Raw genomic sequence first — 16702 nt, forward strand, 5'->3', positions numbered from 1 at the left:
AATCCGTGAAATCCGCTAAAATCCGTGCTAATCCGTGATCAGTCGCCGCGCAGCTGGCGGAACCGCTTACGGGCTTCAGCCACGAAGATGCTGCCGGGGTATTTGGTGATGAGCTGCTGGTAGAGCTGCTGGGCTTTTTCGCGGTCCTGGAGGTTTTCCTGCTGAATGCTGGCGGCCAGGAACAGCGCGTCGTCGCTGAGCACGTCGTACTTGGGGTTGGCCGTGATGCGCTCCAGGGTGGCCAGCGCCCCGGCGTAGTCGCTGGTGCGGCGCAGCAGCTGGGCCTTCAGGAACCAAGCTTCGTCCTGCAGGGCGTGGCCGGGGTATTTTACCAGCAGCGCGTCGAGGCCGCGTAGGGCTTCGGGCACCTTGTTCTGGAACACGAGCTGCTCGACGGCGGCGTAGTCGCGCAGGGCGACGCCGGAGGTGTCCTGGGCCGTGTTGTCGGTGATGAGCAGGCTGAGCTGCATGGCATCGTTGGCAATTTCGCGGGTGGTGGCCTGCTTGAGGATGTCGAGGTGCGACTTGGCCAGCTTGAAGTCGCCGGCAAAGTAGCTGAGGCGGGCGTTACGCAGCTTGGCGTCGTAGCCCAGCGGCGTGTCCTTGTGCGACTTCTCGACCTGCGAATACAGGAGAGTGGCCTCCCAGGGCTCGGCCCGCAGCACGTAAATATCGGCCAGGTCGATTTTGGCCTGGTCCACCACGTCGAGGCTGGCGCGGGGCATAGCAATTACCTCCTCCAGCAGTTTCATGGCCGGCTCCTGCTCGCCGAGCTGGAAGGCCAGCAGGGCAGCCATGCTGCGGAGCACGGGCGCCGTTTCGGGCGTGCGGCCCAGGTCGGTGAGCACCTGCTCGTACTCCTTCAGCAGGCCGCGCAGCTGGGTCTGGCTGACGGGGTAAGTGGTGCGCACCTGGTCTTCGCGGGCCTGCACGAGGCGCTGGCGGGCCAGGGCGTAGAAGGGCTGGCCGGCGTACTCGCGGGTGATGTACTCGAAGCCGGCAATGGCGCTTTCGTAATCCTGGTTGCGGCGGGCAATTTCGGCCACTTCCAGCACCCGGCGGCCTTGAGTGCGGCTGCGCCGGTCGAGGGCCTTGGCCTGCACCAGCGCCCCGGTGAAGTCGCGGCGCTGCACCTGCAGCCACAGCAGCAGCTCGCTGTACACGGCGCGGTCGGGGTTGCGCTGTACCTGGGTCAGTAGCTCCTTTTCGAGGGTGGCGAAGGCGGCTTCGTCCTGCAGGTTGTTCTGGAGCATGTTGCGCACGAAGGGCAGCTGCTGCTCGTCGTCGCGCACCAGGCGCAGGGTTTCCACCAGCACCTTATCCGTCTGGCCCTGCTGGGTATACAGGCCGATAAGCTGGGGCGCATACTCGGTTTCGTTGCCGGCCAGCTGCCGGCCGCGCAGGTAGGTGCGGGTGGTCCAGGGCAGCAGCCTGGCCTGCTGGAAGCTGTTCGCCACGGGCACTACCTGTTCGGGGCTCAGCAGCTGCACGACCCGCTCCCACTGCTTGCCGGCCGCGGCCGAGTCGCCGGCCGCGGCCGAAATCAGGCCCAGTGTTACGCCCAGCGTCTGGTCCTGGGGGCGCTGCTTGATGGCGCGCTTCACCAGCTTCTCGGCGTCCTTGGTGCGGCGCAGGCCCTGCAGGGCGGCCAGGTAGTCGGGCAGCACGTTGGGGGCCGTCTGCTCGTCGGCGCGCAGGCGACCGAACAGGTAGGCGGCTTTCTCGTGCTCGCCCTTGCGCTCATACTCGCGGGCCAGCTGCACGCTACCGTCATCGGCGGGGGCCTGGGCCCGGGCGGCGGGGGCGGCCCCGGCCAGCAGCGCCAGCAGACCGGCACCGCGTACTATTCCACGCATTCCACGCAACGGGTTTTTCATGCAGAGCTAACGAGTTGAAACGACCGGAAAGTGCCGGAGAGAGTTCCCGGAGTCTATAATACCATCCTCAAGATACAACCCTGCCAACGAAGAAGGACCTTGCCCCGCGAGCCCGACCGTTGAACGGGTCGTTTTCGCATGGCAAGGTCCTTGGCAAGGGTAGGCCGGCGGCTGCTTTTGCGCGGCGGCCGGCGCCGGTTCTTAGAAGAACTTGGCGCGGTTGTCTTTCACGTTGGCGTGCTGCTTGAGGGCCTCGAAGATGAGGCCATCGGTGCGGGCGGCGCGCTGGGCCGTGAGCTGCTGACGGGCGGCGGCTACATCGGTGGTGGGCGGCGCGGGCTGGATGCTGGTGGGCTCCACCACAAACACGCCCTGCTCGCCGGCCAGCGGCACCGATTTCTGACCCACTTTCAGGCCGAAGGCGCGGCCTACGGCGGTGGGCTCGTTGCCTACGCCGGCAATCATGCCCTGGCCCAGCACCACGTTATCGGCGGTTTTTACCTGGGCGGCGGGGCCGTAGGCCTGGGCCATCTGCTCGAGCGTACCCTTGGTGGCGCTCAGCTTCTGCTTGATCTGCTCGGCCTTCAGCTCGTTGCGCACCAGGGCGGTAATCTCGGGCTTGATGCTGGCCAGATCGGCCGTGCCCTTGCTCCGCTCGCCGGTGAGCACGGCTACCACGTAGGTGTCGCCCACTTCAAACACGCGCGATACGTCGCCTACGTTTTTGGCGCCGGGGCCTTCCGAGTCGTCGGCGCCGTAGGCCCAGCGCACCAGGGCGCGGGCATCCTGCAGGTTGTTCACGGCCTGGTCGCCGCGACCGAGGTTTTTGGCTTCGGCTTTCTGCAGGCTCTTATCGGCGGCTACGGCCTTGCGGAACGACTCCAGGTCGGTGGCCTGGCCTTTCAGCTCCTGGGCCTTGTTGTAGGCCGCGTCGCGGGTGCCTTCGGTGGGCTGAATGCTCTTCTGCACGGTGGCCACGCGGTAAGTTTGCTTGGTGGGCGCGGCCGTTACCTTGATGATGTGGTAGCCAAACGAGGTCTTCACCAGGTTGGGCAGCAGGCCGGGGGCCGAGGCGCCGAATACGGCCTTCTCGAACTCGGGCACCATGCGGCCCTGCTGGAACCAGCCCAGGTCGCCGCCGGTGGCGGTGGTGCCGTCCGAGCCGTACTGGCGGGCCATGGCGGCGAAATCGGCGCCGCCTTTAATCTTGTTGAGCACCTCCGTAGCCTTGGCCTTGGCGGCGGCATCGGCCTCCGGCGTGGCGCCTTCGCTCTTGATGAGGATGTGGCTGGCGCGGGCGGCGGCCTGGTCGCCGGTTTTCTGGCCCGTTACCTTATAAAGCGAGTAGGTGCCATTTTCGGCGTAGGGACCGTACACCTTATCTACCTGCAGGGGCAGCTGCTCGCGCAGTTTCTCGGGCATATCGGCGGCCGTGAGGTAGGCCGGGGCGGTGGGGTTGTCGGAGTTGAGCTTCACGAACACCGAGTCGGCGGGGGCCGAAGCGAACTGGGTGGTCAGCTCGTTTACCGTTTTGCGAACTTCGGTGCTGTCTTCGACCGAGGCCGTTACCGGAATCGATACGTACTCGAGGCTGCGGCCGTCCTCTACTTTGAAGCGGCCCTGGTTCTTATCGATATAAGCCTGCAGCTGCTCGTCGGTTACTTTCACGCTCGAATCGGAGAGGGCGAAGTAGGGCACGAACAGGTAGCGCAGGCTTACCTGAGCCTGCTGGCCCTCGTTGAAGCGCTTGGCTTCGGCCGAAGTAACGTAGGTGCTCATCTTGAGCAGGTTGGTGTATTTCTGGCTTAGGCGCTCGGGGCGCAGGTTCTGCTCGAACGAGGCAAACGCGGCCTGCGCCTGCGGGTCCATCTTGTCGAGGTTGCGCAGGTACTCCTTCACGCGCAGCACGTCGAAGCGGCCGGTCGAGTCGGTGAAGGCCTGGCGGATGCTGGGGTGCACGTTGTTGCCCTGCACCATGTCGGTCAGCTCGTCGTCCGAAACGGCCAGGCCGAGCTTGTCGAACTCTTTCTGGAAGGCAATGCGGTAGAGCAGCTGGTTCCAGGCCTGCTCGCGCAGGTAGCCCATAGCCTGCTCGTCGGGCTGGCGGCCCTGCTGCTGGGTGTAGGCCTGCTTGGCCTGCTCCAGCGTGGCGTTGAATTCGTCGTAGTCGATTTTCTGCCCCGCAATTTCACCCACCGAGCGGTCGTTGCGGCCAAAGAAGCTGTTCTGCCCCGTAAACAGGTCGCCGCCCACCATAAACAGGAGCAGACCAATGACGATAGCGCCAACGGCCCAGCCCGATTTTTCGCGGATTGTGTTAATTAATGCCATGTACTTGAAAAAAAGCGCGGGTAGAAAATGGTGAATGAGGCGCAAAATAACCAAAAATGCCGGTCATTTGGTACATTCTCTGTCAGATAGATGCGGCGGACGGCCCCGGCTCCGCGCTGCCGGGCTCCAGGGCGCTACTTGCGCTTCTTGGGCTTGCTGGCGGGCTTGCCGGCTTTGCGGCTCTGCTTCCTGATTTCGGCCTGTCGGGCATCCTCGGCCAGCAGGTCGGCCTCCTTCTGGCGCTGGCGCAGGTAGCGCAGCCAGATGATGCAGCCGAACGACACCATAAACAGCCAGTAGTTGTCGTAGAGGCCGCTGAGGCCGCCGGTAACCAGCGTGCGGAACGAGGCCACCACGAACGTAAACACGCCGAAGACGAACAGAATAGTCTGGCTGATGCCGGGGTCCCAGAATCGTTTCATGGCTGTGGGGTATTGGCAGGGTCGGGGGAAAGTGGGGCGGCGCCGGCCGCTGCGCTACCCGGCTGCATGGTAAACACGCCGGTGGGCGTGAGGATGCGGTAGCGCGAGAAATCCTGGTTGGCCGTCAGGCCCCGACCGGTGAGCACCTCGGTGGGCGTGGTCACCTTGATTTCGGTTTCGGGCTTGGTATAGATGCTGGCCTTGTTCTGGTCGTAGAAAGCCTCCTCGGTGTTCATGCGCTGCTTTTTGGGCACGTTGGTCACCTGCACGTCGCCGCGCATGGTATACAGGCTTTTGTTGCGCTCGAAGCGGCCGTATTTGCCGGTAATGGTGTTCACTACCGTCTGGCCTTCCTTGTCCATGAACGTGAGCTCCACGCCTTCAGGATACACCCGGTCGCCCGACTCGAAGCCCTGTTCCAGCGGAGCCTTCAGGCGTACGCGCAGCCGGGCCGAGTCGCTGACGAGCATCAGCACGTTGCGGGTTTCGATGGTCGGGCCCTGGTAGTCGATGGGCTTGGCCACCGCCTCGTCGGCTTTGCGGCAGCCGGCGCTTTGCAGCCCCAGCGCCAGCAGCAGCCCCCCCGCCATCCATCGTCCTGACTTCATATTTGGGTAAATTTTGAATCGGGAGCTACGCGGCGCAGGGTGCGGAGTTTGCCTCCTCTCCTACGGCCTTTTCGCAGGTCAACTTCCCGATTCCTGTTCTATTCGATCCGGCGCTTGATAAACCAGCGGTTGTTGAGCGTTACGCCCAGCTGCATCCGGATGTAGCTTTCCTTCACGTTGCGCTCGGTGCTGCCATCGTCCAGCCGGAGCACGTCGGTGTTGCCGCGCTGCCCGTAGGTGAAGCCCAGGCTGATGGTGGTGGCATCGAGGGCCGAAGCGGAGGGCAGCGGCAGGCCGAATCCCCAGCTCACGGCCCGGTCGAGCAGCACGTTGCCGCCGGGGCGGTAGGGCAGCTGCGCCACGCTCAGGCCGGCCCGGTAGGTAACGCGCTTGAAGTAGTGGTCGACCGAAGTCGGGTCGGGCGTCAGCTCGCCGCCCACCGACCCGCGGTAGGTGTTGCTGAGCGGCACGCCCGACAGGCCGCCCTGCTCGCCGAACGACTTGAACTGCGACCATTGCTGCAGGCCGCCGTCGAGGTTCAGGCTCCAGTTGCGGTTGTTGTCGAAGCTCAGGCCCACCTGCGTAAGGGCGGGCACAGTAGCCTTGCCCTTTTCGTCCTTGCTGAGCGGCGTGGCGTTGATGAGCGCGCCCTCGGCATCCTCGCGCAGAATGTTGCGGCTCCGGTCGCCATTCAGCTTGCTGCGGAAGCTGTACACCCCGCCCAGGTTGAAGTTGATTTTGTCGTTGACCTTGCCGCGGTAATGCACGCCCGAGCGGAAGGCAAAGTCGGAGTAGTGCACCTGCTGCTCATAAATAGAGCGGCTGGCCAAGCTCAGCGGCAGGGTTGCGGTGCCCACTCGGGTGCTGGCTTCCTGGTTGATGCTGCCGAACACGTAAGCCGCCGACACGCCCACTACCAGGTTTTTGCGCAGCCGTACGGCGTGGCTCATGTAGGCCTCGGCCAGGCCGCCATTGCCCTTGTACTGGCGTTCCAGCTGGGCCGTGGGGTCGTTGGCGATGCTGTTGTCCACCGTCTTCGACTCGTAGTCGACCGTGGTATAGGGCTTGAGGCCGATGGCGCCGGCCCAGGCGCGGCTGATGGGCACGGCCAGCGCTACGTAGCCCAGCGTGCCGGTGCCGGTGCGCTGGCTGGTGGCATCGTTGCGCAGCGTTTTAAACTGGCCGGTGTAGCCCGCCTCGAACGTGGTGCGGTTGGTGTAGTAGAGCAGCGCCGGGTTCAGCTCGTTGACGTTGGTGCCGTTGGGCGCCGCTACGCCGGTGCCGCCCATACCCATCTGCCGCACGCCGCCCAGGTTCAGACTGGCGTCGCCCAGCCCCAGGCGCGAATAAGGCGAGTTGCCCAGGCCCTGATTCTGGCCCAGCGCCCCCGGCGTGGCAGCCAGCAGGCCCAGCAGCGAAAAACCGCCGGCCAGACCAGCAAAATTAAGTTGCGACATGGTGTGCTAAAATTCGGTGGAGCCCAATTAAAACCAGCTCCGGAACAACAAAGATAGGTCCTTTCAGATGGGCACGAAAAAATGGGGCGTCGCCCCCGGCCAGCACCACGGCCAGCTGCGGGTAACGGGCCGCGTAACCGGCCAGCAGGCCCGCCACCTCGGCAGCCGCCCCGTTCAGCACGCCGCTCCGGATGGCGCTTTCGGTGTCGGTGCCAATCAGGGGCACCTCGGCGGTGGCGGCGGGCGGCGGGGCCACCAGGGGCAGCCGCCCGGTAAAGGTGTGCAGCGCCTTAAACCGCATGGCCAGCCCCGGCGCAATACTGCCCCCCCGAAACACCTGCCCGCCCTCCACCAGATCGAACTTGATGGCGGTACCGGCATCCACCACCACCACGTTGCGGCCCGGCAGCAGCCAGGCCGCGCCCACGGCCGCCGCCAGCCGGTCGGCCCCCAGGGTCTGGGGCGTGGCGTAGGCGTTGGCCAGGGGCAGCGGCGTGGTAGCGGGCATAAACTCCAGCACCCGGCCCGGCACCAGCAACCGTAGCTCGGCAGCCCAGCCGGCCGTCGGCTCGGCCACCGACGCCACTACGGCGTGCTCGGGCTGCAGCCGCAACACGGCTGCCCGCACCTGCGCCGGCGTTTGGCCGCTGGCATATTCCAGCAGCTCATCCCGCTCAAAACAGCCGTACTTCACGGCCGTGTTGCCAATATCGAGAGCGAGCGTGCGCAAATGGAGAAGCGGAAGAAGGAGGAATTAGTGACCAAAAGTACCCCGAAGCCAAAAGAACGTCATTCGGAGCATGTGGCGCATCAAGCCAGGGACGAAGAATCCCGCGTGGAGCAGTTGGTAGGTGGTTACAACGGCCCCGAGTGAGATTCTTCGTCCCTGGCTTGATGCGCCACATGCTCCGAATGACGTTCTTCTAGCAATTGCTACCCCTGGGAGCCGGTTTATAGCTCCGGGGTTGCCTGCCTACATGAAATACTTGAGGCGGATAACTTCCTTCTCGTTGAGGAAGCGCCACTTGCCGCGGGGCAGGTCCTTCTTGGTGAGGCCGGCGTACTGCACCCGGTCCAGCGCCACCACGTCGTAGCCGAGGTGCTCGAAAATGCGGCGCACGATGCGGTTACGGCCAATATGGATTTCCACGCCCACGAAATGCGGGTTGCCGGCCACTACAGCCACGTCGTCGACCTCGGCCTTGCCGTCTTCCAGCTCCACGCCGGCCGCAATCTGGCGCAGGTCCTCCTCCGTCAGGGGCTTGTCGAGCTCTACCTGGTAGATTTTCTTGTTGCGGTGCGAGGGGTGCGAGAGTTTCTGGGCTACCTCGCCGTCGTTGGTGAACAGCAGCAGGCCGGTGGTGTTGCGGTCGAGGCGCCCCACCGGGAACACGCGCTCCTTCGAGGCACTCTTGATGAGCTCCATGACGGTGCGGCGGCCTTCGGGGTCGTCGGTGGTCGTCAGGAAGTCCTTGGGCTTGTTGAGCAGCAGGTACACCTGCTTTTCGCGGCTGAGGTTGGTTTTGCCGTACTGCACCGTGTCGGAGGGCTGCACCTGGTAGCCCATTTCCGTCATTACCTCGCCGTTCACCTTAATCTCACCGGCGGCAATCAGGGCGTCGGCGTCGCGGCGCGAGCAAATGCCGGCGTTGGCGATGTAGCGGTTGAGGCGCACTGTGCCGTCGGCCGGGTCTTCCTCCTGCTCGCGGCGGCGCTTGTTGCCGCGGTTTTTGTCTTCTTCGTAGTGGCGCAGGTTTTTGTAGTCGGGTGCCTGGCCGGCTACCTCGCCCTGCTTGCGCTTGCCAGCCTGGTTCGAGTCGGCGGCGGCATCGGGGCGGCCGGGGCGCTCATCGTAGGCCCGGCGGGGGCGCTCCTCGCGGGGCGCCCGCCGCTCGTCGCGCCCGAAGGCACCCCGCGGGGCATCCGAATCGTTGCGGCGGGCGGGGCGGTCGGAGCCGGCCGGACGCTCATCGCGCCGGTCGTCGCGCCGGTCACGGCTGGGGCGCTCGTCGCGGCGGTTATCGCGCCGGTCGTCGCCTCCGAAGCTGCTGCGCCGCTCGCCGCTGGCGCCGCCCCCGAAGCCCGAGGGCCTGCGGTCGTCGGCGTCGCGCCGCTCCCGGCTGCCGGCCTCGTCGGCCCGGCGGGTAGCGCGGTACGTAGCCTCATCCGAAAAATCGGGGTGCTGGGGGGCGAGGCTCTCGGGCCGGCGGTTAGGGTCGAAGGCGCGGGCCGGGCGCACGGGGCGGTCGGGGCCGTACTCGCGCGAGCCCAGGTGGTCTTCCTGCGCCCGGGGGCGCGGAGCCTCGGAGCGGGGCTCGTCGGCGGCGTTGGGGTTCTGCTTGATGAACTTGCGGTTCCGCTCGCCCGGCATGCCCCGGGGCACCGACTGCTCGCCATCCTCGCGGCGGTAGGGCTGGCCTTCCCAGGTTTTCCTGGGCTCGAAGTTGCGCACCGGACGCTCCTCGCGGCGCTCCTCGCGCTGGTCGCCACCGCGGCCGGCATTGCGCGAGTCGCCCCCGAAGCGGTTGTCGCGGGCCGGGCGCTCATCGCGGCCGCCCCCGAAACGGGTATCCCGCGCCGGACGCTCGTCGCGACCTGCGCCGAAGCGGTTGTCGCGGGCCGGACGCTCGTCGCGGCCGAAGCTGCCGCCGCTGCTGTTACCAAACTTGCGCGGGCCACCGAAGCTGCCGCCGCCGTTGCCGAACTTGCGCGGGCCGCCGTAGCCACCCTCAGCCGGCCGGCCGCCAAAAGCGGGCCGGTCGCCGCCGCGCCGCGAGTCGTCGCGGCCGGCACCACCGCGGGCCTGGTCGCGGTTGGCCCGCTCCTGGCCGGGCTGAATGAATTTGCTGCCCGCGTCGCGGCCCGTAGGTCGGCTGGAGCTGGAGGAGCGGCCGCGGCCCTTGGGCGCGTCGTCGGAGTGGTGTTTCTTACCCATGGTGGTAATGCGTACGTGCCGTATCGCTACGGTACAGATGAAAAATTCGGGAGAGCTTCTAAACGAAGCCTCGGGGAAAACAGTGCCCGGGCCAGCAGCCGGCTTCGCGCAGGGCGAAGTTCAGGCAGCCAGCCCGGGCTGGTTCTTTAGTTGTCAGTTTTTAGTTGACCGTTGTCAGGCTAGGCTTCGATGCACAACCTGACAACGGTCAACTAAAAACTGACAACTAATTTAGTCGCGACGGGCCATTTTGGCCTCAATCGAATGCTGGGTGTGGGGTACGGCGCGCAGGCGCTCCTTCTGGATGAGCTTGCCGGTGCCGATGCACACGCCGTAGGTGCCGTTCTTGATACGGACCAGGGCGTTTTCGAGCTGCTGGATGAACTTCATCTGGCGCGATGCCAGCTGGTTCATGCTCTCCTTCTCGGCCGTATCGGCGCCGTCTTCCAGCACCTTCGACGACGAGGCAGTATTGTCGGTGCCCGAGTCGTTTTTGCGGCTCAGCGTTTCTTTGATAAACGATACCTCCTTGCGGGCGGCAGTAAGCTTGTCCTGGATGATTTGCTCGAATTCGGCCAGTTCTTCCTTGGAATAGCGTAGGGGTGCTTCACTCATGACGGTACAGGAAGGTATAGTGAGAAAGGTGGGACTGGAGGTGCAACAGGAGGATGATACCGGCCGGTTGGCAACGCATCCCATATCTATCGAGCAAGCCGAACAGCAGCGCAATAAAATTAGTTTGCCCGGCTGCCCGCCAGGAATCGAAGTGGAAGCCGCCATTCGGGGCCGCTGCCGCTAATTGGCCGCAAAGCTACAATTTTGTCGGCGGATGCGCACCACCCCGGTCTAGCTGACAAGGCGTTGCTCCGCAACGGCCTTCGCCAACCACGTTAGCCGGCAGTTGCATTATCAGAAAGCCCTGCCGGCCTCCCGACCTAGAAGCCCAGCATGTGGATGGCGGCCACTGCGCCTTCCACGCCCTTATTGCCGTGCTTGCCACCGGCCCGGTCCCAGGCCTGCTCCAGGGTGTTGGTAGTTACAAGCCCGAAGATGACGGGCTTGTTGAACTTGAGGCCCACGTTGGTGATGCCGCTGGCCACGGCGTGGCAGATGTAGTCGTCGTGCTTGGTTTCGCCCTGAATGACGACGCCCAAGCAGATGACGGCATCAATTTCGTCGTGCTGGGCCAGCAGCTGCGCCCCCAGCGTCAGCTCGAAGCTGCCGGGCACGGTGTTGCGAAAGATGTGCTCGGGTTTGGCGCCGTGCTTGAGCAGCGTGTCGTAGGCGCCCTGGGCCAGCGTATCGGTGATTTCGCGGTTCCATTCGGCCACCACCAGCCCGAAGCGCTTCTCGGAAATGTCAACAAAGTGGTCGGAGGTGTAGTCGCTCAGGTTTTTGAGGGAAGTAGCCATTTTTTGTTTGAGCTGTTTGCTAATAGCTATTGGCTGTTAGCTTATGTTCTGTTAGACAATTACTTACAAAAGAACCGGATGAATCTGTCGGCGCCTGCGGGTTCTATCAACTTGAGAAAGATTCCGGCGGCAAAGATAGACCCGGCGGCCGGGTACCCATCTAAAGCAAAAAGGCAGCCCGAAAGCCACCTTTTTTGTTTGCATTCTACTGACAATCAGCTTTATGAGCCAAAACTATCTGCTAAACGGAAGCTAACAGCTACTACCTCTCAGCTAGCCGCTCAAACAATTATTTGCCGTTTAGTGCTTCGGCGCGCGACTTGTACTGCTTGGCTTCGTTGGCTTCGGCGGCGGCGGGGTAGGCCGTCAGGATTTTGTCGTAGGCCGTGATGGCGCCGGCGTAGTCCTTGGCTACCTCGCGGGCCGTGCCTTCCTTGAGCAAGTAAGCGGGCGAGAAGTACTCGTTGGGGTTGTAGTTGGCGGCTTTGTTGTAGTAGTCGGCCGACTCCTTGGGCTGGTTGAGCTCCAGGTAGGCGTCCCCGATCAGCGAGTAGGCGCGGGCCTGCACCAGATAGTCATCGGCGCTGAAATCTTCGAGGTAGTCGATGGCGGCTTTGTACTTGCCTTCTTTGAGGGCCGCGGCACCGGCGTAGAAGCTGGCTAGGTTACCGGCATCGGAGCCCCCGTACTCGGTAGCCACGCGCTCCAGGCCCAGGTTGCGGCCGTCGCCCTTCAGGGCCTTCTGCAGCGAGTCGGCTTCCCAGTAGCTCACGGCCTGGAACATGGCGGCCTGCCCTTTTTCGTTTTGCGAGTTGCGCCACATGTAGTAGCCGAAGCCGCCGGCCACCGCCAGCACCACCAGGGCCAGCAGGCCCAGCAGCACGTTCTTGTTGCGGCGCACAAAATCCTCCGACTCTACCAGCCGCATGGCCAGCGCGTCGGGGTCTTCCATGAGCGGGTGCTCGGGGTTGTAGGCTTGTGCAGGCGCGAGCGGGTCGGTGCTGACCACCCGCTGCTGGCGGCCCTGCTGGCTTTTACCCGTAAAAGGAATCTTGGACATGATGGAGGTTGCTCGAAAAAGGGGGCGGCCGGGGTCAGCCGGAAAATCGTCCGGATGCTTAGTCGCGGATGTATGGGTAGTCCTGCTGCACGTACACGTCGTGGTACAACTCGTCGGCGGTCGGGTATTCCGACTTCTCGGCAAACTCCACCGACTCCTGCACCTGGGCCTTGATCTTCTCGTCGATGGCTTCCAGTTCGGCCTCGGTGGCCAGGTTGTGCGTGAGGATGGTGTGGCGCACGGCCTCGATGGAGTCGCGCGAGCGGTAGTCCTCCAGCTCGTCCTTGGTGCGGTACTTGGCCGGGTCGCTCATCGAGTGGCCCTTGTAGCGGTAGGTTTTGAACTCCAGCAGCGTGGGCCCCTCCCCGGCGCGGGCGCGCTCGGCGGCGCGGGCCACGGCCTCGTGCACGTCCTCCACGTTCATGGCATTCACCGGCTCGGAAGGCATGTCGTACGACTCGCCCAGCGTATACAGCTCCGTCACGTTGGACGTACGCTGCACCGAGGTGCCCATGGCGTAGCCGTTGTTTTCAATCACGAAGATGACCGGCAGCTTCCAGAGCATGGCCATGTTGAAGGCCTCGTGCAGGGCGCCCTGGCGCACGGCGCCGTCGCCCATCGAGCAGACGCACAGGTTGCCGGTCTTGTTGTATTTCTCGGCGAAGGCAATGCCGGCGCCCATCGGTATCTGGGCACCCACAATGCCGTGGCCGCCGATGAAGTTTACTTCCTTGTCGAAGATGTGCATCGAGCCGCCCTTGCCCTTGGAGCAGCCGGTGGCTTTGGCAAACAGCTCGGCCATCACGGCGTTGGGCGAGGTGCCCAGGGCCAGCGGGTGGGCATGGTCGCGGTAAGCGGTGATGTGCTTGTCGTCCTTGGTCAGGGCCGAGACGGTGCCGGCGACGCAGGCTTCCTGGCCAATATAGAGGTGGCAGAAACCTTTAATCTTCTGCTGACCGTACAGCTGACCGGCCTTCTCCTCGAACTTGCGCATGAGCACCATCTGCTCGTACCAAGTCAGGTAGGTTTCCTTGGAATACTCGGCCGTAGCCGGCGACGAAGCCTTGGGCGCGTCGGTGGCTTGCTTGGCGGCTTTGTTGGCCGCGGGCTTTACGTTCTGAGGCTGCTCGGCGGTTTCTACCCCGGCCTTGCCTTTCGACTTAGGTGCGGGCGTTTTCTTCGCCGAATTGGAAGCCTTGGCCGCAGCCTGTACTTTCGTCTCCGCCATCTTAGTTTCGATTGTTCGCGTTTGGGAGGCGAAAGTACGTAAAAGGACGGCAATGTCCGAACCCCGCGCATGAATCTGGAGAACCTCCACCTGCTCTTCTTTAAGAATTACGAGGAAGCCCAGCTCGCCTTTTCCCCGCACATCAACTGCTTCATCGGCAACAACGGCAGCGGCAAAACCAACCTGCTCGACGCCATCCACTACCTCTCGCTCACCAAGAGCGCCTTTACCCAGGCCGATGCCCAAAGCATCCGGCAGGGCGAGGAGTTCTTTGTGGTGCGCGGCCGGTTCGGCGACCGGCCCGATGAGGCCCCGGCCGAAACCATCCAGTGCAGCTTGCGGCTGGGCCAGAAGAAAACCATCACCCACGACAAGCAGCCTTACGAACGGGTGTCCGACCACATCGGCCGCTACCCGGTGGTACTCATCTCACCCTACGATACTGACCTGATCCGGCAGGGCAGCGAGGAGCGGCGCAAGTACTTCGACAGCCTCATGTCGCAGCTCGACCACGAGTACCTGGAGCTGCTCATCCGCTACACCCAGCTGCTCAAGCAGCGCAACGCCCTGCTCAAGCTGGCTGCCGACCGCCAGGCCGGCTACGACCGCGACTACCTGCTGACTATTGACGAGCAGCTGGCGCCGCTGGGCGAGCAGCTGGTGCAGCGCCGCCAGGAATTCCTGGTCGGCTTCGAGCCCCTGTTCCAGCGCCACTACGCCCAGCTCGCCGACGGCCAGGAGCAGGTCACGCTCACGTATAAGAGCGAGCTGCCCAGCGCCGACTTCGGTAAGCTGCTGCGGCTGCAGGAGCGCCGCGACCTGACTCTGCAGCGCACCACTACCGGTCCCCATCGCGACGACTTTACCTTTCTGATGGATGAGAAGCCAGTGAAGGGCTACGGCTCGCAGGGCCAGCAGAAGTCGTTCGTTATTGCCCTTAAGCTGGCCCAGTTCGAGTTGCTGGCTGAACGCCAAAACCAGAAGCCGCTGCTCCTGCTCGACGACATCTTCGACCGCCTCGACGAGAAGCGCATTACCCGCCTGATGCAGCTGGTGGCCAACCACACCTTCGGCCAGATTTTCCTGACCGACACCCACCTCGAACGCACCGACCGGGTGCTGGCCGAGTTGTCGGAAGATATCCGCCGGTTCCGGGTGGAAGCCGGCACCGTGGCGCGGTTGTAGCCGGCCGCCGGGGTATCTTTGTTGGGTTAGCCAGCGGGGCATTTTCTTCGCGCGTTAACTTACTGAAATGGCCTACAAAAAACCTCATTCTCCCGAAAATTCCCGCAAGGCCGATATTGTCCCGCTCAAGGACAGCATCACGGCCATGCTGCGCGCCTACCGCCTGCAGGGCAAGCTGAACGAGGTGACGGTAGTGGCCAGTTGGGAGAAGGTAATGGGCAAGGCCGTAGCCCTGAAAACGCAACAGCTCTACGTGAGCAACAACAAGCTGTTCGTGCGCCTGTCTTCGGCGCCCCTCAAGCATGAACTGGTAATGGCTAAAACCAAAGTGCTGGCCAACCTCAACGCCGAAGTCGGCGAGGACATCATCAAGGAAGTCGTATTCCTCTAAGCCGAGGGGAGCAAGTCTGCTTCGCTGTACCTGCCGCTATAGGAGCTTGCCCGTTGCAAAGGCGCGGCCTGGCGGCGCGCTTCAATTGGTCTGGCAGTAGATAGATGCTCCAGCAGCCTAAGCTTGATGGCACTGTATGGCTACGCAAGGCGTACTCCCACCTTCGAAGTATTGCAGCCACTCAGCCTTGGAGCTTAATCGGAGAACTGGTACTTGCTCCCTTTTCAAGCATCAGACAGGCTGCGCTCAGTTCAGCCGGAACAACCAGGCTGCTGAAGCAGGACCAGGATGCTGCTTATGACGCAATAGAGATTCTTTGGCAGGTTCAGCAAGATACCCAGGACCAATGCTGGCTCATTGCAATGCGCCGGCATCAATGAGCTTCCCTCCTACTGTACTTTAACTGCTCAGTCGGTGTGGTAGATGATGCGGCACCGCTCCCCATCCAGTAGCCCCATCTGGTCATCTATTGCCAGGCTGGTGCGGGCGTTATCAAACTGCTCGCGGTACTGCTGCTGAAACTGCCGGCGCTTGATGGCCTCCTGAAATCGGCGCACGTCGTCGCGGGTTTCCAGCTCCAGGCCGGGCACCGGCGTGGGCTGCCCGGCGTCGTTTTTGGCTACCATTGTGAAGTAGCTGGTGTTGGTATGTTTCACCATTCCGGTGCGCACATCTTCGGCCGTCACTTTGATGCCGACCAGCAGCGAGGTGCGGCCCACGTAGTTTACTGAGGCCAGCAGCGACACCAGCTCGCCTACCTCGACGGGCTGCATAAAATTCACCCCATCCACACTCACGGTTACACAGTAATTACCGGCGTGTTTGGAGGCCGCGGCATAGGCGACCTTATCCATCAGCGAGAGCAGGATGCCGCCGTGGATCTTGCCGCCGAAGTTGGCGTAAGACGGAATCATCAGCTCGGTGAGCGTGACGCGCGAGTAGGATACAGGGCGGAAATCGGGGAGCACAAACGGAGGCATACGCCGGCGGTTAAGGATAGGTGGATTGCACAAAGCTAGCCCTTCCGCAATGCCATGCCAGCCCCTCCCCCACCCTGTCCGGTTGTAATTACAGCAACCAGGTCCGGCTGCCTGAAGCTGCTCCCGGTAAGCCCGCATGCACAGTGGTTGTACAATTGAGCGGACAGCTATACACCGTGCTTAAACGCCGGGCCAGGCACTACGCAGTAAGTGTGGCGATGAGCACTGTATCAGCGGTGTGTGAAGGCACCGGAACAGATATGTTTCACGTGGAACACTTCTGTCTTACTTTGGGCCGTACACTTTCAGCAGCAGTTCATTGTAGGCCTCAAGCAGGGCAATATACTTCTGCTGGAGCACCATTAGGTGTTTTAGACTATCTGGGTCAGAACCCACTGTAACAGCAGGACGATTAGCGGGGCCGAGACCGGACAAGCTGTTTACGTTTTTTGATACACTTGTAACATCGAACGGTAAATCCGATTGTTGCGACATCGTAAAGCTATCGGCAAAGTCATGGCCAATAATTACACCTACTCTTTTTACAAAGTTGTAATCAAGCTCCCGTTCCTTGAATTTACGATACATGGTCGGACGTGTAATACCCAGGTCGTCCACTATCCGCGTAATTGATATTCCGCTGTTTTTGATGGCTTCCTGCAGTATTTCGCCCTGATGCGGCATAGTAATAGGTTGTAAAGAGGATGGAGGTGTAAATATGTACAATACATTCTAGGTTACCAAAACGTACGGACACCTTGTTGCGACATAGTGATACATTACAACATATACGTACACTTTCGAACAATACATGGA

Annotated in this window: 16 protein-coding genes; 3 read left to right on the top strand and 13 right to left on the bottom strand. The window is 62.8% G+C overall.

Annotated elements, in window-relative coordinates; all coding sequences use genetic code 11:
* Positions 1-38: 38 nt before the first annotated feature.
* From BMY67_RS17165 to BMY67_RS17200, 8 genes are all read right to left on the bottom strand, one after another.
* Entirely contained in the window at positions 39-1856 is a 1818-nt protein-coding gene (locus BMY67_RS17165; RefSeq protein ID WP_245745079.1) for a tetratricopeptide repeat protein, read from the bottom strand.
* A gap of 222 nt (positions 1857-2078) precedes the next feature.
* On the bottom strand, positions 2079-4208 hold the full coding sequence (locus BMY67_RS17170) for a peptidylprolyl isomerase (RefSeq protein ID WP_245745080.1): 2130 nt from the start codon (positions 4206-4208) through the stop codon (positions 2079-2081).
* A gap of 134 nt (positions 4209-4342) precedes the next feature.
* Positions 4343-4630: a hypothetical protein gene (locus BMY67_RS17175; protein ID WP_092773968.1), complete on the bottom strand. Its 288-nt coding sequence runs from the start codon at positions 4628-4630 to the stop codon at positions 4343-4345.
* Complete coding sequence (gene lptC / locus BMY67_RS17180) at positions 4627-5238, bottom strand: LPS export ABC transporter periplasmic protein LptC (protein ID WP_092773970.1); 612 nt, start codon at positions 5236-5238, stop codon at positions 4627-4629. Before lptC ends, BMY67_RS17175 begins: the two co-directional genes overlap by 4 nt.
* Before the next feature lie 98 nt (positions 5239-5336).
* A complete protein-coding gene (locus BMY67_RS17185) occupies positions 5337-6695 on the bottom strand; it encodes a BamG family beta-barrel-assembly machinery protein (protein WP_092773972.1) in 1359 nt (452 codons plus the stop codon).
* Positions 6682-7425: a type III pantothenate kinase gene (locus tag BMY67_RS17190; protein ID WP_092773974.1), complete on the bottom strand. Its 744-nt coding sequence runs from the start codon at positions 7423-7425 to the stop codon at positions 6682-6684. Before BMY67_RS17190 ends, BMY67_RS17185 begins: the two co-directional genes overlap by 14 nt.
* A gap of 243 nt (positions 7426-7668) precedes the next feature.
* A complete protein-coding gene (locus BMY67_RS17195) occupies positions 7669-9630 on the bottom strand; it encodes a pseudouridine synthase (protein WP_245745081.1) in 1962 nt (653 codons plus the stop codon).
* A gap of 231 nt (positions 9631-9861) precedes the next feature.
* The gene (locus BMY67_RS17200; protein WP_092773976.1) at positions 9862-10245 is read right to left on the bottom strand and encodes a TraR/DksA family transcriptional regulator; all 384 of its coding nucleotides are present in this window, start codon (positions 10243-10245) and stop codon (positions 9862-9864) included.
* Here BMY67_RS17200 and BMY67_RS19430 point away from each other — a divergent pair.
* Positions 10244-10429, top strand: a complete 186-nt coding sequence (locus BMY67_RS19430) for a hypothetical protein (protein ID WP_092773978.1) — start codon at positions 10244-10246, stop codon at positions 10427-10429. The two genes, BMY67_RS17200 and BMY67_RS19430, sit on opposite strands and share 2 nt — an antisense overlap.
* A 136-nt stretch (positions 10430-10565) precedes the next feature.
* Here BMY67_RS19430 and ribH read toward each other — a convergent pair whose 3' ends face one another.
* From ribH to pdhA, 3 genes are all read right to left on the bottom strand, one after another.
* A complete protein-coding gene (gene ribH, locus BMY67_RS17210) occupies positions 10566-11042 on the bottom strand; it encodes a 6,7-dimethyl-8-ribityllumazine synthase (RefSeq protein ID WP_019948742.1) in 477 nt (158 codons plus the stop codon).
* A 289-nt stretch (positions 11043-11331) separates the two neighbouring features.
* Complete coding sequence (locus tag BMY67_RS17215) at positions 11332-12102, bottom strand: tetratricopeptide repeat protein (RefSeq protein ID WP_092773980.1); 771 nt, start codon at positions 12100-12102, stop codon at positions 11332-11334.
* Positions 12103-12160: 58 nt separating this feature from the next.
* Positions 12161-13330 carry a pyruvate dehydrogenase (acetyl-transferring) E1 component subunit alpha gene (pdhA, locus tag BMY67_RS17220; protein WP_092773982.1) on the bottom strand — a complete coding sequence of 390 codons (1170 nt, stop codon included), beginning with the start codon at positions 13328-13330 and terminating at the stop codon, positions 12161-12163.
* Positions 13331-13399: 69 nt separating this feature from the next.
* On the opposite strand from pdhA, the gene recF reads away from it, so the two are divergent.
* A complete protein-coding gene (recF, locus tag BMY67_RS17225; protein ID WP_092773984.1) occupies positions 13400-14515 on the top strand; it encodes a DNA replication/repair protein RecF in 1116 nt (371 codons plus the stop codon).
* Between the two features lie 67 nt (positions 14516-14582).
* Complete coding sequence (locus tag BMY67_RS17230) at positions 14583-14906, top strand: DciA family protein (protein WP_092773986.1); 324 nt, start codon at positions 14583-14585, stop codon at positions 14904-14906.
* Between the two features lie 407 nt (positions 14907-15313).
* Here BMY67_RS17230 and BMY67_RS17240 read toward each other — a convergent pair whose 3' ends face one another.
* A complete protein-coding gene (locus BMY67_RS17240; protein WP_245745082.1) occupies positions 15314-15886 on the bottom strand; it encodes an acyl-CoA thioesterase in 573 nt (190 codons plus the stop codon).
* A gap of 285 nt (positions 15887-16171) precedes the next feature.
* Positions 16172-16570 carry a DNA-binding transcriptional regulator Fis gene (locus tag BMY67_RS17245; RefSeq protein ID WP_092773990.1) on the bottom strand — a complete coding sequence of 133 codons (399 nt, stop codon included), beginning with the start codon at positions 16568-16570 and terminating at the stop codon, positions 16172-16174.
* Between the last annotated feature and the right edge of the window lie 132 nt (positions 16571-16702).

The sequence above is a fragment of the Hymenobacter actinosclerus genome, assembly GCF_900111515.1.
Lineage (GTDB): Bacteria > Bacteroidota > Bacteroidia > Cytophagales > Hymenobacteraceae > Hymenobacter > Hymenobacter actinosclerus.

Coding starts and splice junctions, on each gene's coding strand:
- BMY67_RS17165 (WP_245745079.1), bottom strand. CDS start 1,856: ATGCGTGGAATAGTACGCGGTGCCGGTCTGCTGGCGCTGCTGGCCGGG.
- BMY67_RS17170 (WP_245745080.1), bottom strand. CDS start 4,208: ATGGCATTAATTAACACAATCCGCGAAAAATCGGGCTGGGCCGTTGGC.
- BMY67_RS17175 (WP_092773968.1), bottom strand. CDS start 4,630: ATGAAACGATTCTGGGACCCCGGCATCAGCCAGACTATTCTGTTCGTC.
- lptC (WP_092773970.1), bottom strand. CDS start 5,238: ATGAAGTCAGGACGATGGATGGCGGGGGGGCTGCTGCTGGCGCTGGGG.
- BMY67_RS17185 (WP_092773972.1), bottom strand. CDS start 6,695: ATGTCGCAACTTAATTTTGCTGGTCTGGCCGGCGGTTTTTCGCTGCTG.
- BMY67_RS17195 (WP_245745081.1), bottom strand. CDS start 9,630: ATGGGTAAGAAACACCACTCCGACGACGCGCCCAAGGGCCGCGGCCGC.
- BMY67_RS19430 (WP_092773978.1), top strand. CDS start 10,244: ATGACGGTACAGGAAGGTATAGTGAGAAAGGTGGGACTGGAGGTGCAA.
- BMY67_RS17200 (WP_092773976.1), bottom strand. CDS start 10,245: ATGAGTGAAGCACCCCTACGCTATTCCAAGGAAGAACTGGCCGAATTC.
- ribH (WP_019948742.1), bottom strand. CDS start 11,042: ATGGCTACTTCCCTCAAAAACCTGAGCGACTACACCTCCGACCACTTT.
- BMY67_RS17215 (WP_092773980.1), bottom strand. CDS start 12,102: ATGTCCAAGATTCCTTTTACGGGTAAAAGCCAGCAGGGCCGCCAGCAG.
- pdhA (WP_092773982.1), bottom strand. CDS start 13,330: ATGGCGGAGACGAAAGTACAGGCTGCGGCCAAGGCTTCCAATTCGGCG.
- recF (WP_092773984.1), top strand. CDS start 13,400: ATGAATCTGGAGAACCTCCACCTGCTCTTCTTTAAGAATTACGAGGAA.
- BMY67_RS17230 (WP_092773986.1), top strand. CDS start 14,583: ATGGCCTACAAAAAACCTCATTCTCCCGAAAATTCCCGCAAGGCCGAT.
- BMY67_RS17240 (WP_245745082.1), bottom strand. CDS start 15,886: ATGCCTCCGTTTGTGCTCCCCGATTTCCGCCCTGTATCCTACTCGCGC.
- BMY67_RS17245 (WP_092773990.1), bottom strand. CDS start 16,570: ATGCCGCATCAGGGCGAAATACTGCAGGAAGCCATCAAAAACAGCGGA.